Origin of the sequence: Occallatibacter riparius, from assembly GCF_025264625.1 — a bacterium.
GTDB lineage: Bacteria > Acidobacteriota > Terriglobia > Terriglobales > Acidobacteriaceae > Telmatobacter > Telmatobacter riparius.
Genome location: NZ_CP093313.1, coordinates 3,449,835 through 3,475,521, shown reverse-complemented (window position 1 = coordinate 3,475,521; position 25,687 = coordinate 3,449,835). Strand labels below are relative to the sequence as shown.

22 protein-coding genes and 2 pseudogenes are annotated in these 25,687 nt (G+C 57.8%); 1 reads left to right on the top strand and 23 read right to left on the bottom strand.

Annotation, left to right across the window (positions count from 1 at the left end):
* Nucleotides 1–239 precede the first annotated feature (239 nt).
* From MOP44_RS14055 to MOP44_RS14040, 5 genes and pseudogenes are all read right to left on the bottom strand, one after another.
* Entirely contained in the window at nt 240–704 is a 465-nt protein-coding gene (locus MOP44_RS14055; RefSeq protein WP_260790555.1) for a single-stranded DNA-binding protein, read from the bottom strand.
* A gap of 748 nt (nt 705–1,452) precedes the next feature.
* A complete protein-coding gene (locus tag MOP44_RS14050) occupies nt 1,453–1,965 on the bottom strand; it encodes a hypothetical protein (protein ID WP_260790554.1) in 513 nt (170 codons plus the stop codon).
* On the bottom strand, nt 1,962–2,318 hold the full coding sequence (locus MOP44_RS14045) for a hypothetical protein (protein ID WP_260790553.1): 357 nt from the start codon (nt 2,316–2,318) through the stop codon (nt 1,962–1,964). The genes MOP44_RS14050 and MOP44_RS14045 overlap by 4 nt, the downstream gene beginning before the upstream one ends.
* A gap of 67 nt (nt 2,319–2,385) precedes the next feature.
* A pseudogene (locus tag MOP44_RS28075) lies at nt 2,386–2,823 on the bottom strand (hypothetical protein); the annotation flags it as partial.
* A 111-nt stretch (nt 2,824–2,934) separates the two neighbouring features.
* Nucleotides 2,935–3,424 (bottom strand): annotated as a pseudogene (locus tag MOP44_RS14040) (hypothetical protein); the annotation flags it as partial.
* 393 nt (nt 3,425–3,817) lie between these two features.
* Here MOP44_RS14040 and MOP44_RS14035 point away from each other — a divergent pair.
* Complete coding sequence (locus tag MOP44_RS14035) at nt 3,818–4,009, top strand: LacI family DNA-binding transcriptional regulator (RefSeq protein WP_260790551.1); 192 nt, start codon at nt 3,818–3,820, stop codon at nt 4,007–4,009.
* 285 nt (nt 4,010–4,294) lie between these two features.
* Here MOP44_RS14035 and MOP44_RS14030 read toward each other — a convergent pair whose 3' ends face one another.
* From MOP44_RS14030 to MOP44_RS13945, 18 genes are all read right to left on the bottom strand, one after another.
* Entirely contained in the window at nt 4,295–4,816 is a 522-nt protein-coding gene (locus tag MOP44_RS14030) for a Dps family protein (RefSeq protein WP_260790549.1), read from the bottom strand.
* A gap of 58 nt (nt 4,817–4,874) precedes the next feature.
* Nucleotides 4,875–5,645, bottom strand: a complete 771-nt coding sequence (locus MOP44_RS14025; protein WP_260790548.1) for an alpha/beta fold hydrolase — start codon at nt 5,643–5,645, stop codon at nt 4,875–4,877.
* A gap of 233 nt (nt 5,646–5,878) precedes the next feature.
* The gene (locus MOP44_RS14020; RefSeq protein ID WP_260790546.1) at nt 5,879–6,598 is read right to left on the bottom strand and encodes an alpha/beta hydrolase; all 720 of its coding nucleotides are present in this window, start codon (nt 6,596–6,598) and stop codon (nt 5,879–5,881) included.
* Between the two features lie 421 nt (nt 6,599–7,019).
* The gene (locus MOP44_RS14015; RefSeq protein ID WP_260790544.1) at nt 7,020–7,652 is read right to left on the bottom strand and encodes a response regulator; all 633 of its coding nucleotides are present in this window, start codon (nt 7,650–7,652) and stop codon (nt 7,020–7,022) included.
* Nucleotides 7,649–10,558: a sensor histidine kinase gene (locus MOP44_RS14010; RefSeq protein WP_260790542.1), complete on the bottom strand. Its 2,910-nt coding sequence runs from the start codon at nt 10,556–10,558 to the stop codon at nt 7,649–7,651. The genes MOP44_RS14015 and MOP44_RS14010 overlap by 4 nt, the downstream gene beginning before the upstream one ends.
* A 139-nt stretch (nt 10,559–10,697) precedes the next feature.
* Entirely contained in the window at nt 10,698–11,840 is a 1,143-nt protein-coding gene (locus tag MOP44_RS14005; RefSeq protein ID WP_260790540.1) for a glycoside hydrolase family 16 protein, read from the bottom strand.
* Between the two features lie 440 nt (nt 11,841–12,280).
* Complete coding sequence (locus MOP44_RS14000) at nt 12,281–13,666, bottom strand: Dyp-type peroxidase (protein WP_260790539.1); 1,386 nt, start codon at nt 13,664–13,666, stop codon at nt 12,281–12,283.
* Complete coding sequence (locus tag MOP44_RS13995; protein ID WP_260790538.1) at nt 13,659–14,309, bottom strand: hypothetical protein; 651 nt, start codon at nt 14,307–14,309, stop codon at nt 13,659–13,661. Before MOP44_RS13995 ends, MOP44_RS14000 begins: the two co-directional genes overlap by 8 nt.
* A 13-nt stretch (nt 14,310–14,322) precedes the next feature.
* Nucleotides 14,323–14,919 (bottom strand): hypothetical protein, encoded by a 597-nt coding sequence (locus MOP44_RS13990; protein WP_260790537.1) that lies wholly within the window; start codon nt 14,917–14,919, stop codon nt 14,323–14,325.
* A gap of 369 nt (nt 14,920–15,288) precedes the next feature.
* Entirely contained in the window at nt 15,289–16,848 is a 1,560-nt protein-coding gene (locus MOP44_RS13985) for a hypothetical protein (protein ID WP_260790536.1), read from the bottom strand.
* A gap of 688 nt (nt 16,849–17,536) precedes the next feature.
* Entirely contained in the window at nt 17,537–17,680 is a 144-nt protein-coding gene (locus MOP44_RS13980) for a hypothetical protein (protein ID WP_260790535.1), read from the bottom strand.
* A gap of 61 nt (nt 17,681–17,741) precedes the next feature.
* The gene (locus MOP44_RS13975; RefSeq protein WP_260790534.1) at nt 17,742–18,077 is read right to left on the bottom strand and encodes a transposase; all 336 of its coding nucleotides are present in this window, start codon (nt 18,075–18,077) and stop codon (nt 17,742–17,744) included.
* Between the two features lie 712 nt (nt 18,078–18,789).
* Nucleotides 18,790–19,128, bottom strand: a complete 339-nt coding sequence (locus MOP44_RS13970) for a hypothetical protein (protein WP_260790532.1) — start codon at nt 19,126–19,128, stop codon at nt 18,790–18,792.
* The gene (locus tag MOP44_RS13965; protein WP_260790530.1) at nt 19,125–19,604 is read right to left on the bottom strand and encodes a glycosyl-4,4'-diaponeurosporenoate acyltransferase CrtO family protein; all 480 of its coding nucleotides are present in this window, start codon (nt 19,602–19,604) and stop codon (nt 19,125–19,127) included. Before MOP44_RS13965 ends, MOP44_RS13970 begins: the two co-directional genes overlap by 4 nt.
* Entirely contained in the window at nt 19,601–20,674 is a 1,074-nt protein-coding gene (locus MOP44_RS13960; RefSeq protein ID WP_260790528.1) for a glycosyltransferase family A protein, read from the bottom strand. The genes MOP44_RS13965 and MOP44_RS13960 overlap by 4 nt, the downstream gene beginning before the upstream one ends.
* Nucleotides 20,671–22,188 (bottom strand): phytoene desaturase family protein, encoded by a 1,518-nt coding sequence (locus MOP44_RS13955; RefSeq protein WP_260790526.1) that lies wholly within the window; start codon nt 22,186–22,188, stop codon nt 20,671–20,673. Before MOP44_RS13955 ends, MOP44_RS13960 begins: the two co-directional genes overlap by 4 nt.
* A complete protein-coding gene (locus tag MOP44_RS13950) occupies nt 22,185–24,053 on the bottom strand; it encodes an aldehyde dehydrogenase family protein (protein WP_260790524.1) in 1,869 nt (622 codons plus the stop codon). The genes MOP44_RS13955 and MOP44_RS13950 overlap by 4 nt, the downstream gene beginning before the upstream one ends.
* Nucleotides 24,050–25,594: a phytoene desaturase family protein gene (locus MOP44_RS13945; RefSeq protein ID WP_260790522.1), complete on the bottom strand. Its 1,545-nt coding sequence runs from the start codon at nt 25,592–25,594 to the stop codon at nt 24,050–24,052. The genes MOP44_RS13950 and MOP44_RS13945 overlap by 4 nt, the downstream gene beginning before the upstream one ends.
* Nucleotides 25,595–25,687 lie beyond the last annotated feature (93 nt).

Below are 25,687 nucleotides of genomic sequence, written 5' to 3'. Positions count from 1 at the left end.
CATATAAATAACAGTTAAATTCAAGAATGTATATTCATGCATAAAGTAGTAAATGAACTACTCGAATACATTCAATAACTTATGACCAATATCGCAGACCGGACGTTTTCGCCCCTATGGCGAATAAATGTTGAACATAAAGCGAAAGCCCGGTTCCCCGGTTTTAGTCGAACAGTTACTGACCTATAAACAGAAGGCCGCCCTCAGACGGCCCGCAACCCATTCAAACAGGTCCAGCTCTAGAACGGAATATCGTCGTCCGAGATCTCAGCCGACTGCGCAAAGTCCTCCTGAGCCGCCGGCTGCCGCTGATCAAAGCTGCCCGCATTCGACCCTCGGCTATACCCGCCACCTCCGCCCGCATCATCCCGGCCCGACAGCAGCGAAATGTCGTTCACGATGATCTCCGTGCGATACCGCTTCTGCCCGGACTCTTTGTCGTCCCAGCTGCGCGTCTGGATCTTGCCTTCCACGTAGAGCTTGGTGCCCTTCTTCACGTAGTCGCGCACGATCTCCGCCGTGCGCTGGAACGCCACCAGGTTGTGCCACTCGGTCTTGTCCTGCCAGTTGCCCTGCTGATCTTTGGCCCGGTCCGTTGTCGCCAGCGTGAAGTTCGCGACCATGGTGCCGCCCCCCGTCGAACGAATCTCAGGATCCTTGCCTACGTTGCCGAGCAATATCACTTTGTTAACGCTCTTCGCCATCTCACTCCTTCTATGTGTCCGCTGCTAATTCTCGCTGTCACTGCTAAAACTGGCTGTCACAATCGCGCCCCCCCTGTTAAAACTGGCTGTCACAATCGTGTACCCCTTGCTAATTCTCGCTGTCACAAAATACGAAGCGAGGGGTTTTCCGAGCCCGTCAGTGACCTGAGCGGACGCTCCTTTCCCTGAATTCCTTACGGTCTTCGCAAGTATAAATGGTTTAGCGCGACGAGGTGGGGCCTTCACGAGGTAGAAGTGCTCCCGCCTGGAACCCTCGGCAAATGTGCATATCTGCATCATTTTCAGCGCCGTAGGGAGATCGAGGCCGCGATAAAACCAATGCGGAATGCTGCCCTACAGGCCAAGCCGCGAGATCGCCTACGACCGCATGTGCCGCCAGGTCGGCACCGTGGCGTACTCCAGGCGATCCCAGCCATCGAGTGATCGGGAGGCGGCCGCAGGAAAGTCGATCGAAGTCGATTCCGAACTCCCAATGATGTCTTAGATTCAGTGCAAGCACACGAATAGTCAATCAGTTGCAAGGGTGATCGTAGTGAGTCCGTTCTGGTAAGCAAAACAGCGCATCTTGAGGTGACGCGAAGCAGAGAGAATTTGGAATGTCTAGCAGAGCTCCGTCGATCGGCGCCCTGGACATGGAGAGCAAGGACCCAGATGCGCGTTTAACCCTTATCTCCTAGAGCAGAAATAGCTTCGTCCGCGGGGATCGCTTACAATCTGAGATCATTAATCATTCGCTGCGACTCACCAGCGGCCGTCCATCTCGGTCTCTGCAAAGTACTTCTGGAGTCCGCCATATGGAGGGAGTGCTTTGCCGAAATAGGTAGCGTTTCTCCAGCGTTGCTTGCAGCGCGTGGTACGTCGAGTTCGCAATCGGCGGCGGTTCGACGCTCACCCCCCAAGGGAATTGAGGATAGGGTAGTTGCAAATAGTACGCTGGCACCTGGTCGTAATAAAGATCGCTTCCCGGATCGGTGATCACTCCCGCGAGGGGATTGTCCACGTAGTTGGTGAGCGCACCCTTCTCGCCGGTTGGGAGGCTTTCGACTCCAACTCCAAGATGGTTGATCCAGTTGGCGCTGGAAAAAAAGAAATGGGTGCCCTTCTTGCCGGCATAAAGCAAGTTGAAGAGAAGGCTCCAGGGCAACTGCTGTTCCACGCCGAAACTCAGGCTTTGCTCGTAGGGTGTATTGGTGACGTCGCGCAGGGCTCCGGCAGCACTGTAGTCCAGGTCGGTGCTCAAGGCGATGCGCCCGGCGGCTGCAGCAATCCACTGGGGAACGGATGGTTGAGGTGTACGTAGGAAGTCGCACCGTCGTTGTTATAGGTCAGAATCGCGCTGGTGCCTTGCTTGAATCCGCCCGACAAATACGGTTGGACACCTGTTGCGCCGGACCGGGGCTGCGAGTAGTAGATGCCATAGCCGCCGCGGATCACGATCTTCGCGTCCCATTGATAAGCAAAGCCGAAACGAGGCTGGATGTCTTTCCAGTCCATGTTGACGATTCTGCGCTGGTCGGAGTTCGCAAACACTTCGCCGCCGTAGAGGGTGCGGTCGAATCCTGCATTGCCTGCTAGCTGGAGCGGCGACTTCACCGTGAGATCCAGCCAATTTTTGACGGTTATACCGTTCGGTTCTCGGGACAGAGACTTCGTAGCGCAAGCCAAGATTGAGGGTCAGCTTCTGGTTGACCTTCCAGTTATCCTGACCGTATCCGGCATACTGGCGGTCGAGGGTGGCGGGCTGGTCCTGGATCTCGTAGTAGTTGCTGTTCGACTGGCCCATCATGAAACTGGCCATGGCGTCGCCGCCGCAGAGCGAGAGGTCATAGAAACATCCCGATGATCCACCGGTATCGAAATTGAAATTGCCGTTGGGAGCTTCGGTCTGAATGTAGTTCATGATGTGTTGGCGGCCTTCGAATCCGAACTTGACATCATGTTCTCCCCAGACCTTGTTAAGCATTACACCGGCCTGCCCGGTGCTCTTCCCCTGCTTGTAGTTGGCGTAGGGATCTCCGCCGATACTGGTGAAGGCGGCGGAATAGTAACCGCCTCCGATGAACGTGGCCGGCACGCCGATGAACCCGTTCGAACTGATTGTTGGGAGAATGGCTCGCGCCCGCGGCCGACCAGTTGTCGTAGATGGTTGGATTGGCCATGTTCGCCGATGGCTTCGGGAAGAGCTGCATCATCTTCTTGGCCACCGGGTCGATCAGATTGCCGGCCCCGGCCGGTAGCTCAAGGGAAGGCGGCAACTTGGGGTTCCCCGGACTAGAGTATGCGGCGATGTTGTTATATGGGATGTAAGCGCTGCGCACCGCGCCCGACCCATAGCCCTCGACGTTCTGGTAGCTCCCGCTATAGGGGTCCCAGATCTGTCCCTGGGCCACGGAGCACTTGCCATTCTGGTCGAAGGTGCCGCCCTGCGCGCCGCACACCTCGCCAAAGTCGCCGGCCCGCTCGGCGTCAGAGGGAACGCCGGCCTGGTATGTACCCAGGTTGCTGGCGCGGGTCGTGTCGTAGTCGAAGAAGAAGAATGTCTTGTTCTTCCAGATGGGCCCGCCGACAGTGCCGCCGAAGTTGTTGCATAGACCGGTGTTTCCTGAATGTGACGAGTTCTTTGTCAGAACCGGCGAAATCCCCGTCGTTATAGTTACACCGTTGAGTGGAGCCCACGCCGTGGGCCGTCGCGCGCGCACGGTCCAAGGTGTTCCATCGGGCGAGGCTCGGAATTTGAGTGTGAATAGGACCTGTAAAGTGATCCCGGATCGTAATTGCGCTTAAAGCCGCAATCGGATCGCTCGATGCCTTGTGACTTTCAGCCTTGCGGTCGAAGTTATGAGGGCTTATGGAAGCACCCCAGCAAGCCGACGGCGAGTCGGATGGTCGCATCTGTTCGGCAACTACGGAAGTCTCCACAGACGACGCTTTGAAGTCTTTCGACTGAGTGCGCTACCCGCTGTCAACACGATGCGTTTTCGACCTCTGCTACGCTTGGCTGAAAGGATTCATTTGCAGCTTCCCATGGAGGCCCGGGTTTGACCGCGAAGCGATCGCGGACATCGGAGCAGAGGACCGAAGATGAGGCAGCCATGGCAAACATGAATCAGATCCCGAAGCTCGCGGGCGTATCTCTGGGCACTGTTTCGCACGTTCTCAACGACACGGTCAAGGTGCGCGAGCCGCTGCGCAGTCGCGTCCTCGAGGCAATCCGGAAGACAGGGTATCAGCCCAGCCAACTGGCGCGAGGACTCCGCGAACAATCTCGCCACCAGCGAAGGTGATGCTTCTCGATGCAAACTTAGGTTCCGACACGTCGCTCCGTTTCGGCAAGTTGCAGGGTAATACGGTACGGTGACTAATTTCGCCTTCTCGGCATCAGAACCGCAGCCCGATTGTCTGCGTGGTTGACGTACGCATGCCCTCCGGCAATCTCCGGGCGCTGCGATTCCCGCCCGTCATGAGTGACTCTGAGGAGTTCCCGATACAGCAGTCGGCCGCTAAGCCATCGCACATCTAGCAGAGATGGTTTGATGCCATTCATTGACTCACGGAGGAGGAAGGCGGCTTTAGCAGGCAGACTTGACCGTTGCGGACAGGAACCACGACCGACGTTCAGCCTCGTCGATCCAGTTCTCTAACAGGCTCGCCGTAGCAGGATCGCCTGAGGCATCGCACACCTGGTGAGTGCTGCGCATGAAGCCTGCTAATGCGGCATTGTCTTCATAAAGCATTTGCAGCATGGCGACTGGAGGAGCGTCGCTGATCTCAGCGTCATTCAAGCGTTGAAAGCGAGCAATATCACCGATGGAGCGAATCGTGGACTGACCGATCTTCCTTGCTCTTTCAGCAATTGCGTCGGTTGCCTCGAACAGTTCTTCGGATTGTTCGTCAAGCAGAAGATGATAGTCGCGAAAATGCGGGCCCTGCATATGCCAGTGGAAGCTTTTGGTCTTGATGTAGAGAGTAAAGAAGTCCGCCAACAAGAAACGTAGCAGTTCGCCGATCTCTTGCCGACCTTCATGCGAAAGTTGAAGTGCAGGTGGTGCGGAAGTTGCGGAACCTGAACCTGTCATGTTGCCTTTTTTCATTTTTGCCTCCGGATACAGTCGAGTTGTAAGGGCGGCTCGAGATCCTCCGCCCCTGAAGTCATCTCACCAGCGGCGATCTACTATGAACCTGGGAATGCTTTTCTGCGCCATTCATAATCGCAGCGCCTGCTTCCCTGATGACATCCAGCACGACTTTGGGCTGGGACAACATCGGAACATGACCGCTTGCTATCTCGAAGATGGTTGACCTCATTCTCTTTGCCATGAAGTGCTGCAGTTCGGGATGTAGAGTGCGGTCGTTCGTGCAGACGATGTACCAGCTTGGCTTCGACTTCCATCCGATGCCCCCGGCGATTTCGGCAAGTAAATCGGCTGCGCACGGGTTCTGTGTCGCCCAGACTAATTTCTGCTCATGATCAGGCAGATCTCCCACGAAACATGCAATTCCATCGGGCTTCATCCAGGCGCGCCCAAATCTCACATCTATGTGCGAGTAGATGTCCGCAGTTGGGAACTTGGCTTGAAGCCCATGCAAGGTCTCGCCCGAGTCGAGACTGAGGGCCGCGATGTAGACGAGGCCTGCCACTCGAGGGTCCGTTCCAGCGTGCGTGATAAGCGAGCCGCCGTACGAATGGCCAACCAGCAAAACAGGGCCGCTCGCGCGATCTATCGTTTGCCTCACGGTTTCTATATCGTCGTCAAAAGTGTCCAGTCGGTGTTGAGACGCAAGGACTTCATACCCATCGGCCTGGAGCGGCGGTATCAACTTGCTGAAAGAAGAACCGTCGGCCCAGATATCGTGGACGAAAACGATGCTTGGCTTGTGCTGAGTAGCCATAATAAAGCCCTTCGCGTGTGCCGAGGGCACACCTGTGCGAGGCACTATGCGCCGTGAGCAATTGCACGGGTTGGCTCCCCGCAAGGATTGAGGTCAGGCAGTTCGAATTGCATCAAACTGCGGTTTTTGCTGCTATTGCCCGATTGCATGCAGCAGGTTAGCTCGTGACTGAATTCACACCAGCGATGGGAATCGCAAGGACCGGCGGTCCTTTCAATTGTGGTTGTGGGAGAAACCGCCGTCACGGTGGCTCTCCCACACACCTAAGAGGAATACGCCAATGTGTCCTTCTTTTCCATCACGGCTGCAGCAGCTTTTCGAATCACATCGAGAACGACATCGGGTTTGGAGAGCATCGGTACGTGACTGCTTTCGACCTCAATCACAGTCGCTCCCATGCGCTTCGAGACCCATCGTTGGAGATCGGGGTGAACGGTATGGTCTTGCAGGCACAAAATGTACCAGCTTGGCTTCGACTTCCACGGGGTACGCTGAACAGCACAACGCGTGAAGAGGTCGGCGTGAGGTGGGAAATGTGTCGCCCAGACGAGTTTCTGCTCCTGCTCGGAAAGGTCGCCGCAGAAGAACTCGGTCGCATTCGGAAGCATCCAGGCGTAGCCATCAGCGACCTCTACGCGAGAAAAGATATCCGAGGGATACTTGTTGAGTTGGTCCTGAACAGTCTCGCCGACGTCCGGCGCAACCGCTCCAATGTAGACGAGACCAGCCACGCGCTCATCGACTCCCGAGGCGGTGATCGTGGCGCCGCCATAGGAGTGGCCGACGAGGAGAACGGGGCTACTGACACGGTTGAGAGTGTGCTTAACCATGGCCACGTCCTCTTCGAACGACTCCAAGCTGTATTGAACTGCAATGACCTCATGGCCGTCCGCTTGCAATGCGGGAATGACCTTGCTGAAGCACGAGCCATCGGCCCAAATGCCGTGACAGAAGACGATAGTCGCTTTGCGCTGACTTGTCATAGAAGTACTCCTCTCTGGGTTGTGAAGTTGAATGTGCGTGCCTGGACTGTTACTGCACTGATTCGTTTGATCAATTTGCCTAGACGGCCTTGTCTTAGCGGGCAGGGATTGCGCTTCACGCTCAGTTCAATCTAGCCGGGCGGTGGTTCTTCATCGCGATTTCGTTGATCCGTACTCGAACGGTTCCAATGCCAGAACGTTTGGTTCGGACCTGACGGCAAAATGAGCCTGATGGTCACGAAGATGTTTTGGGAGGAAGTCCGCGTATTTGCCGTTCGGCAATCGTGAGTGCCCAACGCGTAACGTCCGTTCTGGAATGACTATCTGCTTTACAGCGGGGGAAAGCCATCCCGATAAGGGGGCTTTTAAGGACAACACTCAGGAGGTCAGGGAAAACAACCCTTTCTGGGGGGCGAACCGGCTAAAGCCTGATAATGCCTCGACGCACACCGATAGCGACAGCTTCCGTGCGGTCATTTGCGCCGAGTTTCTCCATGATGTGCTTAACGTGACCTTTTACGGTTTCTTCGCTGATGAATAGCATCGATGCGATGTCGCTGTTGCGATTGCCGCCGGCGATTCTCTCGAGGACTTCGATTTCTCGGCGGCTGAGGAACTCCTGGCCCATGTGCTCTGCAAGTTGGGCGGCGACCTCCGGCGGCACGTGACGCTTGCCCTCGTGCACTTTTCGAATAACTTCCACCAGTTCCCGCCGGGGCATGCTCTTGAGCATGTAGCTTTGTGCACCCGCCTCTAAGGCCAGACGGATATCCGCGTCACCATCGAAAGTGGTCAGAACGATAATGCGTGCATCGCTGAACTCGCGACGAATCGCACGGACTGCTTCTGTACCACAGATGTCTGGCAGACGGAGATCCATCAAGACGATATCCGGCCGATGTTCGCGAAAGCGAATGATCGCTTCCTCACCGTTGACTGCTTCCGCGACAAGCTGCATATCCGGTTCATTCCGAATGACGGCCGCGATTCCCTCGCGCATGAGCGGGTGATCGTCTACGGACAGAATACGAATTGGAACCGACAGTTTGTTCATGGGGGCGGCTGCCTGTTCTCACGCACCTTAGAATAGTCCTTCTTTGCCCGCCAGGGCCACCATGAATCCCGCACCCTCAAGTCAGCGAAGGCAATCACAGCGGGGACGGTCAGTTCAACATCTGTTCCGCCCGAGCCGCGGCTTTGGATCTTGAGCACGGAACCGATGGCCTCAGCGCGTTCGCGCATGCCAGCTAAACCCCAGTGGCCATAACGGCCGTTCTTCAGAATAGCTGGATCGATTCCGCAGCCATCGTCGTGCACCAGGAAGCGAAAGGCTCGCGAACCATATTCGATAGTTACGTCGATGTTGCGTGCCTGAGCATGATTGAATGCGTTGAGTAATGCTTCTCTGCCAATGAAAATCACCTCGTTGCCTACAGCGGGCATAAGCTGACGTGGGCCACCTTCAACGTGAACCCTGTAGGTGGACGATTGCGTCAGGCCCGCCTCCTGGGGCGGACGGGCGAATGCCGTCTCGATTGTTGTGCCGCTATTGAAGGAGCGAAGGCTCCGCAAGGCTTCGCGTCCTTCTTCGGTAACCTGCCGCATGAGTTGCAGAACACGGCCAAGCATCGGTCGCGCAGGCGAATCGTCGGGCAGGTGGTCCTGGGCGATGTCCAACTGAAGGGATGCACTGAGGACACCTTGCAGGAGGGTGTCGTGAAGGTCTTGCGCTATGCGGGTGCGTTCCGCCAGACGGTCCTGAAAACGACGGTTCAGGCGCTCATTGTAGTGAAGCATCCGGATGCGGTAGAGCCAAACGATCGCTATCGCAAAGGCGACAGCACATAACAGACGGAAATACCATGTCTGCCAGAGTGCTGGACGAATGATGAGTGCAATATCGGTCTCCGGACCATTCCAAGCTCCGAGAGCGTTGGAAGCCATGATGCGGAAGGTATAGCGCCCCGGAGACAGATGCGTGTAGACAACCTGACGCAAGGAATCGTCCTGGCTCCATGCCTGATCATAGTCATCCAACCGATAACGAAACTGAATACGCCCGGGCATGAATAAGGCCGTTGGTGAATACCGGAACGTGATATTTCGGGTTCCAGGAGGCACGTCGAGCGGCTTACCAGGTGAATACGCTTCTCCCGGTGAGACAGAGTCGATCCGTACGCTGGCAGGCCAACGGTATCCATCTGCGGCTTGCACATCCGCGAAGGCCAGCGAATGTTGTCGCGAGAGCCAAATCCGTCCCGAAGAGTCAGAAACGAGGCAGCGGTCGCGCCGCACTCCTTCGGTTTCAAGAAGGCCATCCTCCGCCGCGTAGCTGAGTACGTCCTTCTCGGAGAGAGTGCCGGAGAGCAGTGGACCGCGGTCCACCCGAACGACATGGTGTGCGGTTGCGACCCAGAGGAACCCCTGGGCATCCTGTCCGATGCCCAGTACCTCTTCGGTGAGGGCCTCTGGCAGGTCATCAGGAATTGCAATGCGTCCATGGTCAAAACGGGCTAGCCCATGCGATGTGCCAATCCAGAGAACCTTCCCGGAGTCTTCGAAAACGGTCCTGACATTCGGTGACGGCTCTGCAGTGTTCGCACTATATGTTGTCCAATGGTCACCGGCAAAAGAGACGAGTCCGCTCGGTGAAGCGAACCACATCGTTCCATCGGAGGCCTCCATCGCAGAGAAGATGGCATTGGAGCGGAGACCGGTGTCGACCGAATAATTCTTGAATTGGCCATTGCGGAGTACGCTCAGACCGCCGCTCACTGTGCCAGCCCAAATTGCGCCATCCCGTGCGCGCACCACTGTATATACGCTGTTCTGCGCTAATCCGTCTTTACGGGTGTAGGTTCGGGCAACCCATTGATCGCCGCGCCGTGTCAGCTGAGTCAGACCACCCTGCTGGCGACCGAGCCAAAGTTCACCGTCGCCACCACTGATCGAATAGATCACGTCATTGTTCAGAGCCGGCACAGACACGCGTTGGATGGCCCCGTCCTTCAAAAAGAAGAGGCCGCCTGAGACCGGCGCAAACCAGGTGCGCTCGGCGTCGTCGACAAAAATCGGACCTCCGTTCTCATTGAGCTGCCCTTCCTGCAGGAAGTACGAAGCGAACATTCCGTCACGCAAGCGTTGCAGGGTGCGGCCGCATCCGAACCATATCTCGCCTTCGTTGTCCTCATAAATGGCCGAGACCTCAATTCCGGCAGTGCTGCCAAGAAAGCCGGTGACTTTCCTGCTTAGAAGATTGATTCGGAAAAGGCCGTGGTCCGTTCCAACCCAAAGGTTGTGGTGGTGATCTCTGGTAAGCGCGAAAATCTGTGCCCTGCGTAGTTGTTGGGGGAGATCGAGCGGGACAAGGGTCCCATGTTCCCAGAGGTACAACCCGGCTTCCGACCCGATCCAGACCCCTCCAGCTTCTGACGCAGCAAGCGCATTTACGCTTTGGAGCCGAACCTCAGAGAAGACTTGGTTACAATTGCCGTTTTGTACCTGGTACAAACCTGCGTCGCGCGTACCCAGCCACAACGTGCCATCTGTCGAATCGAGAACGGAGATCACGATGCCGTTCATGTCGTCGCAAGCAGATGTCCGATCAAATTCGCCGTTCTGAAATCGAAGTGTCCCGTTTTTTGGTCCCCAGACCAACAGCTTTCCCCGAGTGTCCTGCGAAGTAGCCGTAAAGGCTGCATCTGTCAGCCCGAATTTTGCAACGGGATCATCGAACGTCCCATTCTCATACCGGAGCAGACGGGGGCCGTCGAGACGCACCCAAAGTTCCCCGTCGGCGTCTTCCACAAGACCACGCACCGCGCCGGCGTGACGACCGTCTGACAAAGGCTCCGGCACGGCAGTGAAGTCGGACCCGTCGAACCGAACGAGTCCGTGTTCGGTGCCCAGCCACAAATAGCCATCGCGAGACTTAGCGATGGCAAAGATTGTCCCTCCCATGAAACCTTTCTCTGCTCCCCAGGAGTCGTGCATATATTGCGGGAGGCCGCGTCGGTTGTCGACGGCCCACGCCGGCATCGCAGTCAGGAGCAATAGCGGGACTACGACAGAACTGCCGAATGCCCGCAGCCGAATTGGATCACGGAAGATATTCAAACCTTTCCACCACAACTTCGACAGGGTGATGCAATCCGCTTTTTGAGTGGTGAAAATCATAGAAGTTCATGTGAACCGTTTCAGCGGCGGGTATGGGGATGCCCGCCTTAAACACGTGTTCCATGATTTTATGTGCGGCGGAGATCTCGGAATTTCCAGAGAAGGTTCGAAATGTGGCGTTCCCCGGTTCCCAGCGGAGCTCGTACGTCATCGGGCCCGCCGGGACATTGTAATGAACGGTATTTTCAGGAACATAGTATGGCTGTACGACACAATCAGCATTCCGGTTTGTTTGCTTGCCCCAATGGCTTAGCTCGATATTCATCTCCGCCCCATCTTCCTGGTTCTGACGGTCGTCGCGGGTGAACATTGCGAGTACTGCGGACGTCGGCAGATGGACAGTGTCCTGAACAACGAAACGGTAGGTCCCGTAACCGAGGCTCCGCGTCAGACGTATACCGGCACAATGCCATTGGCCTTCCCCCTCGCTCATCAAGAGATGAAGATGCCCATGATCATCGACCCAAGCATTTGAGGGCTCATAGTCGCTCAATTCGCCACCGCGATAGTCCGCAGACGAACTCACCGCCCAGTCATATCCGCTGAAATGTAGAATCTTGGGCGCAATAGATTGCCCGGCATTCCCTTTCGTGAGCGCTATAGCGAGCACTGCGCCACCTATTGCGGGGAGTTCCTTGATGCGCACCGGAGGCTGATACCCCGGGGAAACCAGCAGCACTGCGTAGTCCGTTCCAAGATGGGTAGCGGTCTTCCAGTTCCCATCGGACCCAATCTCGGTAAACGGGCGGCTCCGAAATGGTTGGATCCACCATTCGGAGTTGCGCGCGTATGCAACGATCTTTGCTCCGGGAGGGCCATTGATCACTTTCCCACTCAGGTCATCCAGCAGTTCTGGACCGCCAGATTGGCTGGGCGGAGTGTGGACAAAGACAATCGAAGGACGCTGAAGATCCTGTGCAGATCGGCAAGCGGCGAGAGGAAGTAGAAAACTGCATAGAATGGCGATCTGTTTTGCGTGGGCTGCCCGTATCCGAGCCAACGGGCTGAAACGTCTAGCATTCCGAGTACTTTTCTCTTTGGGAGTAGGACGGTCGCCGTTTTCCATTTCCCGCATCTCCAATATTTCGTCGCATCGCATACCGTTTCAAGGGCTTACTTTTACAGAATTGCATTCGGTGTCGCGTCTGCAAAGACTCGAAAGAGGTATTTTGGGCAGGCTGGAGAAGCTTTGATCGGCCGGCGAGTGTTTAGAAATCCAGTCCACTTGGCCGAGAAACGGCTTACCGGAGGAAAGTGATCGTCACCACTTGCCTTGTGCGACCCTCCGGCGGGCGGTGAATCGCCGTGTTATTCGTAGAAGCAAGATTTCTGCCGAAAAGTCGGCTCCGCCGGAGGGACTTGGCGCAACGTCGACGTTGCTACCATGACCCCCAAGAACGTTACCTATACGCTGTTTGCTGAGCAAACCTTCATGATTGAGTGACCGACCGTTGGCAACAGTATCGCATCGCTTTCAATCGACATAGAAGATACATGCGGCTCGCCTTATCTGGGGTCCACCGAGTTCGTTGCGATCAACCGGAGGGCGGTAAGGCTGGGCATGAAGAAGTAGTCACCGCCCCGCGTTTCCACAAAACTTGGAAGCGCGGTGCACATGTAGGGCGGATTCGAAGCATTGGTGTCGCCCTGGATCATGAACTTGCCTTGGCCGTTGTGAGCGCCCATCAGTGGGTCGCGATCGCTTCCCTGGTGCGAATCGTTACCGTACTGGATCCACTGCTGCTGCACAAATTCGAACTGGCGGGAAATGCTGGCATTCAGCACGATGAAGATCACGCCATGTTCGTCGGCGTCATTGGCCGGCTGGTCGGGCGGCGTGTAGACGCCGTAGGGCAGGCCACGGCGCATGATGCGACGTCGATTGATGAGCGCGCCGCCGAAGCCAAAAGCATCCCGCGGATTGACGCGGCGCATGTGCGCGCCAATCGGGCACCGGCTTCCCCCGGAATCCTCACCATAGGTAAAGTTTGTGCTGCGCGCCGGGTTGGTCACGATCGCCGGATCCTCTTTATCCGGAGAAAGCAGGAGGGGCGTGCCGTCACGCCAGCGACCGACAAACTTGGCCGCGAGTTTCTCTTTCCCTCCTGCATAGCGGCTGCCGTGCTCATCGAGGTAGTGGCGGAATGTGGCGACATTTTGATGAAGCTTGCGATACACCATGAAGGTACCGCTCTTTGCCAGCAGATGCGGTACGGGACCTGCTGGAATTTCGCCCGCCTCATCCGGGTAGCCGAGCAGGAACTCGCCCGTCGCGAGAGGAACCCACTTGCCATCAGCGGTCAGTTTTCCCTGCCCTGGCTGCGACTTGCGGTCGGCTCCTTCGAAATCGGGGTTGCCGAAACCATCTGTGTATCCGAAATGTTCTTTGGTACTGTAACCGCCGTTGGCGTCAGGCAGCGCCGATGCGTCCTGCTCGTAGAGGATCCGCGCACCACCGGTCTCTTGCAGAAACTGCCGCAGAGTCGCGCAGCGACGCGCCAGCACATCCAGCGATTCCCCGTAAATCGCCACCCAAACGTGTACTTGTGAGTCTCGCCACACCGCGTCCCATCGCTCCGGCGCGCTGTTTCCAGAATCCTCCAGAATTGGCGCGCGCGCCTTCATCCCCTGTACAAACTCCACCGGGAAACTGAGCAGCGTGGCATCCGGCAGTCCCATCCGGACCAGTCCCGCGTAAGTGAACGCGATATTGAGTGTGGAATCCGGCTTCACATCCCAACGCTCCGCCGTCGTGACCTGGTCGAGAATACGAAGGAGTAACGCGCGTCCGCCCTCGGCGTTCGCAATCCCCATCAATACGAAGCGCGCGACCGGAAAGGTATATCCGCGCATCGCAAACCCTTGGATATCGGCAGCGTTCAATTTAGCCATGTTGCGCCGCAATGCTCCTGTTGAGCTTGATGCTCACGTGACCCTGTGGATCGTGATGCCCTGCTTCCGGCTCTGACATATTGCGCACACGCTCATAAAAGACGCGAAATGCCGCCTGCAACTCCGACGGAGACTCGCCCTGGTGTTTCCCGATGAAGTCAGCCACGCTCGCCTGCACCTTCAGGGCGCGCAGAGTGGATTGCACCGTATGGTTATTCACATCCGCGAAGTAAAACGTCGTGGTGAGTTGGCATTTCTTCATATACGCCACGAAGGCGTTTACGTCGAGCAGGCCAGGATAACCCACGCAGTGGCCCCAAACAGATTCGACCACCTCCGGGATTTCTTTTGCCATTGTCCTAAGGTATGGCTCCAACTCCCCATCGAAGTTACTCTCGAAGACGAGATACTGCGAGCTCAGATGTTCCTCCCTCGCGGGCGTGCCAACATAAATAAGGTCGTCCATCACAACTAAGCGGCAGATGTGGGTGCTGGAGACCTTGGCGAACGGACCCGTGGGCCCATTGGCCAAGTTCGCGAGGTATTCCCGGATAGCGCAGTCGTGCGAGATGTCCGCGTTGGGATCGCTGATGATCGGAGACAAAATGGTTAGTCCATAGACGCTGCCGCTGACGTTCGCCATAGCTTTCTCCGTTCTATGTGCCTACGGGCCCGACCCCGGTAGATCCCAGGTCTTTTTGTACTTTCACCAGAAACTGGAGGTACGCCGCGGAGAACTCGGCCGGACTCATCTCATTACAATTGCGCCCGAGATCTTCGACCGCGGCGCAGACGCGGTGCGCAGCCTTGACGTCATTGGTAGTGGCTCGCGGATAGGCGGTGTAGTAGTAGTCGGTGTCGAACTGAACCAGCGAGATGTATCGCTTAAAGGCGGTTACGGGGCGCGACATGGGGAACTTCTCGCTCCATCGCCAGACCAGGTTCAACCCGTCCGCCAGCACATCGGCGAACGCGTCGATGTACTGGTTCCAGGTTCCGTTGAAATTGCTGAAGAAGAGAAGGTAGTCGTAGGAGAGGTTCTCGATCGGCTGGCTGTTCGCCAGTCGCGGAAACGCCTGGCGTTTGATGACGACCCAACGCGCGAAGTGGATAAACGAAAGGCCGACGAGGCGAGCCTGAAGGGGTTTGATGTGCGCGAGGAGGAAGAAGAAAACTTTGAGGATCGGCGTCTTCCACGGCTTCATCGGCGTAATCGCCGTCATGGCGTAGGTTTTCCCGTTGATGTTTGTCACCGCCGCCCCCTTCCGAAACGATGCGCTTCATACTATACCGCGTCAATTCTTCAGACAATATGGATTCGATTCACTCCTGGGTGACAACATGCGGCTCGGTGTAAGTTAGTAACTCCTGGACAGTCGCAAGGGGTTCGATCGAGAGCGGGTTACATCAAGGAGAATGACCTGCCACTGTCGAATCGTTGGGCTCGGCCGCCAGATGATCGACGGAAGAGGACTTCGATTGCCATTTTCTCTGCTCGCTTCCTGGAAGTAATGCTGCTGATGTGCCGCGGTCGGGAATTCCGGCAGCCAATTTTCCGAACCTCTCCGATGGACCGAGCGCAAAGCGTGGCAAACCGCATTGTCTTTCTATGACGTCAGAGCTTACATAAGCTCAGGGAATGTGAAGATAGTGCTGACCATTCCGAGAGGCATAGGTTCGCGCTCCACAAAAACTTCAAGCAGGGTGGTGGTGTAAGGGTAGAGGAGAGAGGCCCCTTGCGCGAGGGCGGTGATATCGAATTTGATGGGCGGGACGCCAGGCCTGTCGATGGTGAGGGACTGTGGGGCATTGGGGTCGTCGCTGGTGTAGGCCTCGTAGTGGATAAGGTCGGAGCCGCTGGAGGCGATCAATTCGATCCACATCTTTTTTGGGGGTTTGCTCTCGGCGTTAAGGTTCAGCATCTCGGGGGAGATGCGGATGTAGAAGCAACGGTAACTACTGTCCGCGGAAAAGGAATCGACGATGAGAGGAACCGGGGGGTAGCCGGGGTCATCGGACTGGCTCAGGTCGTCGCCGATGAAAAGTTGAAAGTTGTAGTCGGAGACGCCATCACCGTGGTCATCGACCATGTGAATGACGAGTTGCTGCCAACCGGCGCCGCCGGAGTCGCCCCTGACGCTTTCCGCGCTCATTTTGTCGAGGGCGGCCTGGCCGAAGTTGAGGGCAGCGGCTTCCCAACTGTTGTAGGTCACGGCGTCGGCGATACGGAGGAAACGGGTGATGAAGTCGCGGACGTGGGGGTCGGGGTCGGAAATGATCGTGCCATGATTTTTGCCGTCGACGGCGATCATGGGAGCGGCGAGGCGCTCGGCGGCCCAGGGGCTGATCGTGCACCGGGTGACCTTTCCGGCCTCATCTTTGAGCTGCGGGTTGCGACGGAGGTCGAGCGAAACCTTGCGGGTATTGAGAGCACAACCGGCCCAGCGCACAGTGCCATCGGAGCCAGGGGAATTGGCTACGGCGGAGATGCCGCTATAGCCCGTATTACCGATGAAGACGGCGACGTAGGGGGTGCCGGGACCAGTGGCATAGAGCGGCGGCGTACAGAGCATGTCTTTGTGAGCCAGATCCCAGGTGTAGACGGAGGCGAGTTCTAGACCGAGCAGTACCTGGTCGCCGGCGTTGAGGAAGTCAGGGCCCAGGTCTTTGTTGCCTTTGACGAGAGCGCCGAGCCAACTGCGGCCCTGCTTACCCTGGGGCGAGCCGAAAGTCGCCGGGGCAAGGCCAACGAGATGCTTGAGGCGACTAATGCGACTGCGCGCGTCGGTGCGCGGGTAGGGATCGTTCGCGAGCCACTGGCGAAGGACGAGCATTCCGGTGGAGTGGACGATAGCATCGAAGGTGAAGGTATCGTCGCGAGTGCCGGTGCTCCACGGAGTGAATAGCAGGGCGCGGTCAAATGCCTCGCCAAGATCTTTGATGGTGACTTCATTGTTGAGTGTGACGTAGTTCCCAACGGCGATAGGAGTGACGTCAACTCCCGCGGCCTTGAGGGCATCATGCCAGGGAATGAAGCCTTGCCAATTGGCGGAGTAGCCGTGGATAAGAAGCACGCGACCTGCGGTCATGGGATTATCGGAAAGGGGTGGGAGCGCGACCGGTGTAGCGGGGTCGTCGTCGTTGTGGTGGAAGAGGCCCTTGAAGAACTGTTCGATGCCCATGGGGAACTCCGGTGGCACTGAAGTTGGGGAGCGGAAGCGCGACCGAAGTGTATCCGGTTGGGTTGGGATACTGCAAGGATGTCGCCCGCAGTAGCGGTTGGAAGCTCTCCGTCTTCTCTCATGGAGCAGTGCTCCGGGGATGGATATCGGGAATTCGGCGAGAGTTTCTAAATGCGATCCAAGTTGCCGTAAAACGGGTGACGCGTGCTCTTGGATACTATTGCCAATTCACGGTCACTGGGCGTAACGGCGATTATGCGTCAAAGTGGGAGCGTTGAACCGTAGCCGTTCCCATCGCCAACCGCTTGTGACCTGAGATCGCCGGTCCGGATGAGCGACTTGGTCTGATATGGAGTGACCGTGTCAACTCCGCTGGATCGATGGGGTAGATTTTGGAATTGTCGTTGGCTTTTGTCTTCTCCCGAGCAAAGAGCGAGCAGCAGCCTGGGTAGGCTTTGGCGACGATTGATCAGTCTGATATTCGCGGGTCGGAACCGCATAATCATGATCCGTCGGGAGCTGCCTCTGACCGTTAGCGCGAGTCCGATCGAGCCTGTCGCATAGGCCAAACGAGGGTTTTCCTTCGAGCTTGCTTCGGCTGCTGCTGGCTCTGTGCTCGACATGTATAGCGAAGTTCATCGATGAACTGTCTTTGCTTTTACCTCATTAGGGGTTGTTGCTTTGCTTTTTATGCTGCGGTTTGCTGACTGGCGATCAGCTCTGCCCTGGTTCCAATAGCCCGGACAAAGCCCAGCAACTCACGAGCGACGACGGTAATGATCTTCCCTTGGGGCTTTCCAGCCGCACCCAGCTTCATATATCGCTTGTGCATTGCGGTGTTTCGCTTTCCACGCAATTTCCTTCGCTTCTTCCGAAATGCTCTCTTGCCCCCTTCAGCAAGCCATACCAGATGCACGATGACCGACGATAGCTCCACGCTGCTTCGCCGACGATTCGTCGCAGGTGCGCATTGCCCATTTAGTGATGCCCCCGCGCCTGATTCGCTTGCCACTAGAGTCTTCGCTCGGCACCGCTCCGCAATAACCCATCATCTCTCGAGCACTGGCAAGACGAGATACCTTGCCCAGCTCGGCCGCAAGGGTCACAGCCGAGATATCTGCGATACCGCGAAGCGCCTGCAGGTCATTGATGACTTGCTGCAAAGCGGCTGAGGCCAGCTTCACTGCTTCGGTGATGGCATGCTCCAGACGCATCACCCGCGTACGCATGTGCCGGCCTCGTGCAGATAATCCTGTCGACTGGACTCCTGAGCTGGCTGCGTGAACCGCAGCTGCGCAACCCAGATCAGATAGGGTCGTTTAACGCCGGTTGGTGGACTCTGGCCGGAGCGCAAAAGAAACTTGCTCAGCCGATGCCGCGCTCGCATCTGGTCCTGCTTGGCGGCTTCACGAGCACGCACCAGATGTCGTAACGCCTCGGAGCCTTCATCGGGAACCCATACCGCGGTCAGATCACCGGATCTAAAGCAACCCGCCGGCTTCTCTGCTCCCGCCGATCTGTCTTTACCCGATCATCAGCCTTGACCGGTACCAGGTCGGCGCCACCACCTCGCACTGAACGCCCACTTCGGCGAGTTGCCAGTACACAACGTAACCGTTGGCCCCGCCTCATGACAAGCTCTCAACTTCTCTGCCGGGCCCAGCTTTCTGATCAACTTGCGAATCGACTCGGCGCGGTTCGGAATCGTGCCTAGGCCGCGGACCTCACCATCCGGCTCTCGGACTGCTACCGCGATCGTCTCGGCAATGGGCATCCAAACCTGAAGATCGTACCTTCTCCTTCATGACCGGCTCCCTTCCGCTTGTGGCCCTGAACTGTGTGTCCTGATAGATACACAGCCTAACCCACGATTAGCGCATCGGCGCCGGTACTCCATACTGACTGTGGGCAGCACTTGAGACCAACAGCCAAAGGGCTTGTCTAGGAGGCGGTATCCTCGTCGTTCCAGCCCAACCCCTGAGCTTCCTCATCACTGAGCCACACAACGTAGAAGAAACCATTCGTGGCTTCGATATGACCGAAGACGTCGCGAACATCGGACCCTACAGGGAGAAGGGGGTTAATAGCCGCGATAAGTTCGCAATCGTCTTCAAAGGCTCGCTGTCCGAATGGCTGATTGAAGGTGCTGCGTGAAACCGACGGACGGATGCGAACGAGGTATCTGCGCTTATCGCTATCCGGTTCGAGCATGCACGAGAGATGCAGGACATAGCGTCGACGTCGTGCCGTTGATTGCTGCGCATGGTGATCAGAGTTCATAGCGAACTCAGTGCGCGATTCCTGGTTCGGAGCGCCCGGGCGAGAGTGAGGCGGTTGTAACGCTGCGCCAGAATGCAGGGAAGGTTCGCTGCCATGGCATAGGCCAGCATGACAAGGCGCGCCCAGGGAGGATTCCAGAAGAAAAAAGCCGGAGCGCAGCACATCATTGCCCAGTGCGCGATTTCGGCGCGGCGCGTCTCGATGACAAACTCGTCGAGCGTGGATTCATCGCGGCCGAACATGTGTCTCTTAGCCATGCCTCCAACCCACGGTGCGCCGTCGGGCAGTTTGGACTTCCACTTACGAATTGCGAAAAGATCGCGATAGATGCGGCCGCTGTGCTCCCAGGAGCGAGGCGCGGTGAGCCAGTTGTCGTGCTCGAAGTGCGAACGCGGAATCCGCACGGCTGCGGAGCCGATCACGATGTGGATCGACGGCCATCCCAAGATGTTGGCTGCCCAAATGAGCGCGCTCATACTTCACGCCCCCTCCAAGTGGTCGTGCGGCCGAGAGCTCGCCTGGCTGTCGCGCGCCCAAAGACGAGGCAGAAGTACGCCAGCGGGACAGGGAACAGGAAGCAGGTCAGGAATCGATACGCGCCGAGTCGCCGGGCCATCCATGCGATCTGCAGGCCCAAAAGCAGATAGACAATCAAGAGGGCCAAGAGTCCCTGGCCGTGCGGCACAAGGAAAAGTAGCGTTGTGGACCACAGTGCGGAAATCCCGATGATGGATGTGGCGAGCACAATGGGCCCGGAATCAACGGCGCCCTGCGTGAAAGCCTTTGCCCAGCTTTCGGACATCTGCTGAAAACCCTCCGGGAACATCCGCATGTGCAGAGCGCCCTCGCCTCCGAGGCACTGAATGCGGGCTCCGCAGGTGCGGAGGTTGCCGGCCCAACGAAGATTTTCAAGCACTACTCCGGGGACCGCCGCGTGGCCTCCTGCCTGGAAGTACAAGTCCCTGGGGATCAGCAGGCACTGTCCAAAGAGCTGAGGGGCGGCAAGCGGTCCGAAGCCGCCGGCGCCCGCGGCCATGAGGATGTTAAACACGAGCGACATCTGCTCATAGGGCGCGTGAGTCGCGTGGAACGGCAAGATGGAGAGGACCAGTTGGGGATCTCTTTGACGCAGCCAGCATGATTTGATCCTGCCAAGGCCGCCGGGCAGGAAATAGGTGTCGGCATCGAGGAATAGCAAAAGGTCGCCACTCGCGAGTTGAGCGCCCTGCAAGCATGCCCAGGATTTGCCGGTCCATCCAGCGGGTTTCGCGGAAGAGGTGACGACACGCGCGCCGAGAGCTGCACCGAGGGGAGCTGTCTGGTCATTCGACCCGTCATCGATGACCAGAACTTGTTCCGGATGGGCGCCTGATTCGGCGATCGACCGAAGAATGCGAGGCAGGTTCCGCTCTTCATTCCGCGCCGGGATGATGATGGAGAGGCTGGGTCCGGTGGCGGATACAGAGGAGGGACACGTCGGAACCCTGCGGATCAGGAGATAGCCGGCAGGGAGTCCGAGCGCGCAGATTAGTGCGGGAATGATCATGCGGTTTCCCCAGCATATTGCTCGGCGATCATCCGCGCGACGTGCTGGCCGCTCAAGGCGACCATGGGCATGCCCGCTCCGGGATTGACGCTGCCGCCGACGAAGAACAGGTTGCGAAAGCGCGAGCTCTGTTTCGGAGCTTTGAAGGCAAAGTTGCTTCTGCGATCGCATACGACCCCGTAAATGGAGCCGCGATTGGAGCCGTAGCGTGCTTCGATATCGAAGGGCGTCCAGAAATCCTCTACGACAATGTGACGGCGCAGATCGGCAAGGCCCATGCGCTCGAGCTTGTCGAGACAAACAGTCTTCAACGCAATGTAATCGTCGCGGGTGGTCAGGCGGCTTTCGTCGAGGGGCGGGATGTGGGGAAGAATCTTGATGTTGTCGCAGCCCGGCGGCGCTTGTGAGGGGTCGGTGCGGGTGGGGGCCACTACGTACAGCGTGGGATCGTCGGGAAGTCTCCCTTGGCGGAAGACTCGGCGAAAGTGGGCGTGCAGATCCTGTGAGTAGAAGAAATTGTGATGCGCGAGTTGCGGGTAAACGCGATTCAGCCCCAAGTGGATGACGATCCCCGAGCATGAAGGGCGGAAGCGGCTCACCTTCTTCATGGCGGATGCGGGCGAATCGAGTAGCTTCTGCATCGCGGGGATGACTTCCATGTTGGAGACGACGAAATCGGCACGCAGGAAATCGACATCACCACGGCGACCGCGTAGTTCCACTCCGGTTACGCTGCTGTTGGCGTGCTCGATTTGCAGTACTTCCTGACCGAGACGGACTGTGACGCCGCACTCCTCGAGACGGCGGCGGAACGCGTGAGCGAGCTGATAGAGGCCGCCCGATACATACCAGAGGCCGAACTCCATCTGGATATTGGGCATGAGATTCATGAAGCCCGGAGAATCGAGCGCGCTGGAGCCGACGTACTTGATGAAGTACTCGAAGATGTCGCGCAGGTAGGGATTGCTCAGCCGCTTGTAGATGCTTCCGGACATGGAGCGGAAGTAGTCGAGGTCTCGCGCATCCTTCCAGCCGTAGAAGCGCAAGAACTGGAGAAATGTGTCGAGGCCGCGGGCCAGATAGCCGCGCTCGACCACCTGGTACTGGCGGCGTGAGTAGGCAGCGAACGCTTCAAACTCTTCAATCACCCGCGGCCCGAAAGGCGCCAGTTCGGCTCGCATCCGCTCGGGATTTTCCCAGAGATTAAGCACCGTCCCGTCCTCGAAGAAGTTGCGCCATTGCGGATCGACCCGCCGGAGCGCGATGTAGTCTTCGAGCCGCTTCCCGTCGCCTTCAAAGATCGGCCTGAACATCTGGGGAAGGGTGAAAATCGACGGACCGAGATCGAAGCTGAACCCCTGAGTCTGTAACTGATTCAACTTCCCACCCAGTTGGTCGTTCTTCTCGATAATCGTCACATCGAAGCCTTGGCGAGCGAGCATGATGGCTGCCGACATTCCGCCGATCCCGGCGCCGATAACCGCCACGTGCTTTGAGCCGTGAGAGCCGCTCATAGTCCTCCCACCAGGGAAATCGTGATGCTCTCGGGCTTGTTGCCTACGACGAATGAGCAATCTTCAAAACGAGGGGGGCCCATGCGCCAGCGGGGATTGTTTGAGGCTCCGACCGGCTCTCGCGGGATGCCCAATAGGTTGTGATCGAGCTTGTGATTGGCGTTGCGGTCCTCGTAGACACTGACTGCATACGTGCCCGCCGGCAGGTCGAGCGCGATGTGAGCCTGAGCGGTGCCGGGCGAGATGGCGAGAAATCCCCGGCGAACTGCCTTGGCAGTATCTCCTGGAAAGCCTGCGGGTGATTGAAAGACGAGGTAGGCCAGTTCACCATGAGCCTCGGGGGTGAGGCGGACAGTGATGTCGAGGCGGGTGCTGGAAGGTGCCTGTGCGTTAGTGGGCGCAAAGCAGGCTGCTCCGAGCCACAGCGCCAGGAATAAACGCGCCAGCCGCGATATCGGTCCGGCAGTGCTGTGGCGGAACTTGAGCAGGCCGGCAAGTTGTCTGCTGGTCCTGGCGGTGAACGGGAACCAGTTGATTTCGCGGCTACGCAGGCTACCAGCAATCATGAGAGTTTTGCTGCGGGAAAAAGCGCGGAGCCCCTCCGGTCCGTGGTACCGGCCATACCCGCTGAGCCGGTTGCCGCCAAAGGGGGCGTGGGGGTTGGCGATCATGCGAATCACGTCGTTGACCGCGCAACTGCCGGCGGACAGCGCCGTGGCAACGCGCCGCGCTCGGTGCTTATCTCTCGTCCAGATGCTGGCGCCAAGAGCGAAGTCCGTAGCGTTCGCTAGGGCCAGGGCTTCTGCCTCGTCTCGAAACGGTGCAACGCACAGGACCGGCCCAAAGCTCTCCTCGGTGAGAAGGCTAGACTGTGGTGGAACGTCCGTAAGCAATATCGGGGTGCGACCCACGGAGGCGGGATCCAACGGCCATTGCAGGGTGGCTCCGCAGGAGAGCGCGTCCTCTACTTGTTCGCACAGCAGACCCGATTCCTCTTCCCCGAGCGGATAGAGGTCGGCATGCATGTCTTTATCGACATTGAGCTGGGCGATCCGTAGCCCTAGGCGCAGCACAAATTCGCCGTAGATGGACTGCTGCACAAACGCGCGCTTAGTTCCAACGCAAACCCGGCCGGAGTTCGAATACGCCCCGTAAGTTATGCCTTCCACCGCGCGCTCGAGGTGGCAATCGGCAAACACCAGGGCGGCATCTTTCCCGCCCAATTCCAGGATTGATGGAATCATGTGCTTTGCAGCGCTCAGTGCCACGATCTGCCCATTGCGGGTGCTCCCGGTAAAGAAGATGACGTCAGGACGGGCCTCGATCAGAGCAGCGGAGTCCGCGGCGTCATTATGCAGCACCTGTACGACGTCTGCAGGAAGTCCGGCTTCCGCGCAGAGTCTCGCGATCAGGTGCGCGGTGGCGGGCGCGCGCTCCGATACTTTAAGCACGACCGCATTCCCGGCCGCCAAGGCGGTGATCATGGGGACCATCGCCAACTGGAACGGGTAATTCGATGGGCCAAAGATAAGTGCAACGCCATACGGCTCAAGAAGGCTTTCGAATTGTATGCCACGAAAGAACAAGGCCGGCTTGCTGAGTCGGCGAGCACGCAGGATCTTCGGCGCGTGCGACTCGTAGTAGCGCAGCATTTCGAGGGTCACCATCACGTCACCCGAGAGCGAGTCGAGCAGCGGCTTTGAGGTTTCCTGTGCGATCGTGATCGCGATGCCTTCGCATTCTGAGGAGATCGCCTGGCGAAGACGGGACAGGTGCTCGCAGCGGCGAGACACTGTGAGCGCTCCCCAGCGCGATTGCGCCTGCCGCGCTTGTTCGACGATTCGATCTGCTTCTACTGAAGTCATGCCAGGACCACCTCTAGCGGCTTTGCCGTCGGGTGGGGCACTTCGTATTTCTTGCAGATCAGGTTGGCGGAGATGCGTGCCGACTCGAAAATAGTAGGCAGACCGCTGCCGGGATGAGTGCCGCCGCCCACCAGGTAGCAATTCGAGAACTCCTCAAACTCGTTGTGCGGACGCAGGTAGAGCATCTGATCCCAGCTATGGGCCATGTTGAAAGTGGCGCCAAGAAAGACAGAGTGTTTCCGCTCCCAGTCCCGCGGAGTGATGATGAGTTCACGCTGGATATACGGGGCCAGATCTCCATATTCCGTGCGTTCCCGAATCGTCCGCAGTACCTGCGTCCGCATCTCAATCTTGTACTCGTCCCAATCGATGCCACTGATGTTGTTTGGCACCGGCGCAAGGATGTACAGAGCGGAGTGACCGGACGGCGCCACGTAAGGATCGACCTTGCTGGAATTGCGTACGTAGACGGACAGGTCGTCGAAAGAGGCCTGCCCGCGAGAAATAGCTTCAATGTTCCGCTTGTAGTCGCGGGCGAAGACGATGGTGTGATGTTCCGCGTCGTAGGTGCGATTGAGGCCCAGATACATCATGAATGTCGAGCACGAGAACTTTCGCTTGCGCAGCTTCGCAGGTTTGTGGCGGCCCAGCGCCCTCTCGTCGAACAGGGTGGCCATGGCGTGGCCGAAATCCGCGTTTATGACAACGTCGTCGGCGAAGACCTTTTCACCCGTTGTCAGTTCAACGCCCACGACGCGGCGGCCTTCGAGAAGAACGCGGGCTACGGGCGAGGAGGTGTGAATCTCAGCTCCCTCTGACGCAGCCACGTCGGCCAGTGCATGGCTTATGCGCGAAAGGCCGCCCATGACGTGGTAAACGCCATGAGCGTGTTCTGTGTAGGGAATCATGGCGAATAGCCCGGGACAGTCCCACGGAGACATGCCAAGATATTTTGACTGGAAGGTGAAGGCGAGGCGCAGTTCCTCAGAGCGGAAATAATCGCCGAGAACGCTGTAGAGGGATTGGCCGGCAGCGATGTGGGGCGCCGCGGCGAGCAAAGTCGGGCTCATCATGCTGGCGACGGTTCCGTATTGCTTCTGCAGGCAGGGATAGAGTTTGGCGAACCGCAGGCTCTCACGCGCCAGAAAACGGTCCAGGTTCGCGCCGTCACCGGGGAAGTGCTTTTCAATCTCAGCCTTCATCGCGTCGGGTTGCGATCGCACCAGCATGGTCTTGTCGGGGAACTTCAGAGCGTACATAGGGTCGAGCTTCTTAAAGGCCAGATAATCGCTCGATCGTCGTCCTCCCTCGGCGAACAGCTCGTCAAGGAGGAATTTCATCATGAGAAAGGTAGGGCCGAGATCGAAGCTGTATTCGCCCAGGCGCAACTCGGCGTTGCGACCTCCGATCACGTCCTGCTTTTCAAAGACCTGAACACTGATGCCGCGCTGCGCAAGAAGCATGGCAGCCGCAAGGCCGCCAGGCCCCGCCCCCACGACGATCACGCTTCGTTTACTCGATGACTTTCGGTACTCGCCCATTCCTCGACGCTAGGGGAGATCCGCCGATGATCGAGGCGAAGCGCGGTATCGAATTGCAATCGCTTGCGTAATGCGCAGAAAGTTGGCGAGTTT

What these genes read in the sequence shown, in the direction of transcription:
- MOP44_RS14055 (WP_260790555.1), bottom strand. Translation starts at nt 704, where the DNA reads ATGGCGAAGAGCGTTAACAAAGTGATATTGCTCGGCAACGTAGGCAAG.
- MOP44_RS14035 (WP_260790551.1), top strand. Translation starts at nt 3,818, where the DNA reads ATGGCAAACATGAATCAGATCCCGAAGCTCGCGGGCGTATCTCTGGGC.
- MOP44_RS14030 (WP_260790549.1), bottom strand. Translation starts at nt 4,816, where the DNA reads ATGAAAAAAGGCAACATGACAGGTTCAGGTTCCGCAACTTCCGCACCA.
- MOP44_RS14020 (WP_260790546.1), bottom strand. Translation starts at nt 6,598, where the DNA reads ATGACAAGTCAGCGCAAAGCGACTATCGTCTTCTGTCACGGCATTTGG.
- MOP44_RS14015 (WP_260790544.1), bottom strand. Translation starts at nt 7,652, where the DNA reads ATGAACAAACTGTCGGTTCCAATTCGTATTCTGTCCGTAGACGATCAC.
- MOP44_RS14010 (WP_260790542.1), bottom strand. Translation starts at nt 10,558, where the DNA reads ATGGGAGGGACAATCTTTGCCATCGCTAAGTCTCGCGATGGCTATTTG.
- MOP44_RS14005 (WP_260790540.1), bottom strand. Translation starts at nt 11,840, where the DNA reads ATGGAAAACGGCGACCGTCCTACTCCCAAAGAGAAAAGTACTCGGAAT.
- MOP44_RS14000 (WP_260790539.1), bottom strand. Translation starts at nt 13,666, where the DNA reads ATGGCTAAATTGAACGCTGCCGATATCCAAGGGTTTGCGATGCGCGGA.
- MOP44_RS13995 (WP_260790538.1), bottom strand. Translation starts at nt 14,309, where the DNA reads ATGGCGAACGTCAGCGGCAGCGTCTATGGACTAACCATTTTGTCTCCG.
- MOP44_RS13985 (WP_260790536.1), bottom strand. Translation starts at nt 16,848, where the DNA reads ATGGGCATCGAACAGTTCTTCAAGGGCCTCTTCCACCACAACGACGAC.
- MOP44_RS13980 (WP_260790535.1), bottom strand. Translation starts at nt 17,680, where the DNA reads ATGCACAAGCGATATATGAAGCTGGGTGCGGCTGGAAAGCCCCAAGGG.
- MOP44_RS13975 (WP_260790534.1), bottom strand. Translation starts at nt 18,077, where the DNA reads ATGCGTACGCGGGTGATGCGTCTGGAGCATGCCATCACCGAAGCAGTG.
- MOP44_RS13970 (WP_260790532.1), bottom strand. Translation starts at nt 19,128, where the DNA reads ATGAACTCTGATCACCATGCGCAGCAATCAACGGCACGACGTCGACGC.
- MOP44_RS13965 (WP_260790530.1), bottom strand. Translation starts at nt 19,604, where the DNA reads ATGAGCGCGCTCATTTGGGCAGCCAACATCTTGGGATGGCCGTCGATC.
- MOP44_RS13960 (WP_260790528.1), bottom strand. Translation starts at nt 20,674, where the DNA reads ATGATCATTCCCGCACTAATCTGCGCGCTCGGACTCCCTGCCGGCTAT.
- MOP44_RS13955 (WP_260790526.1), bottom strand. Translation starts at nt 22,188, where the DNA reads ATGAGCGGCTCTCACGGCTCAAAGCACGTGGCGGTTATCGGCGCCGGG.
- MOP44_RS13950 (WP_260790524.1), bottom strand. Translation starts at nt 24,053, where the DNA reads ATGACTTCAGTAGAAGCAGATCGAATCGTCGAACAAGCGCGGCAGGCG.
- MOP44_RS13945 (WP_260790522.1), bottom strand. Translation starts at nt 25,594, where the DNA reads ATGGGCGAGTACCGAAAGTCATCGAGTAAACGAAGCGTGATCGTCGTG.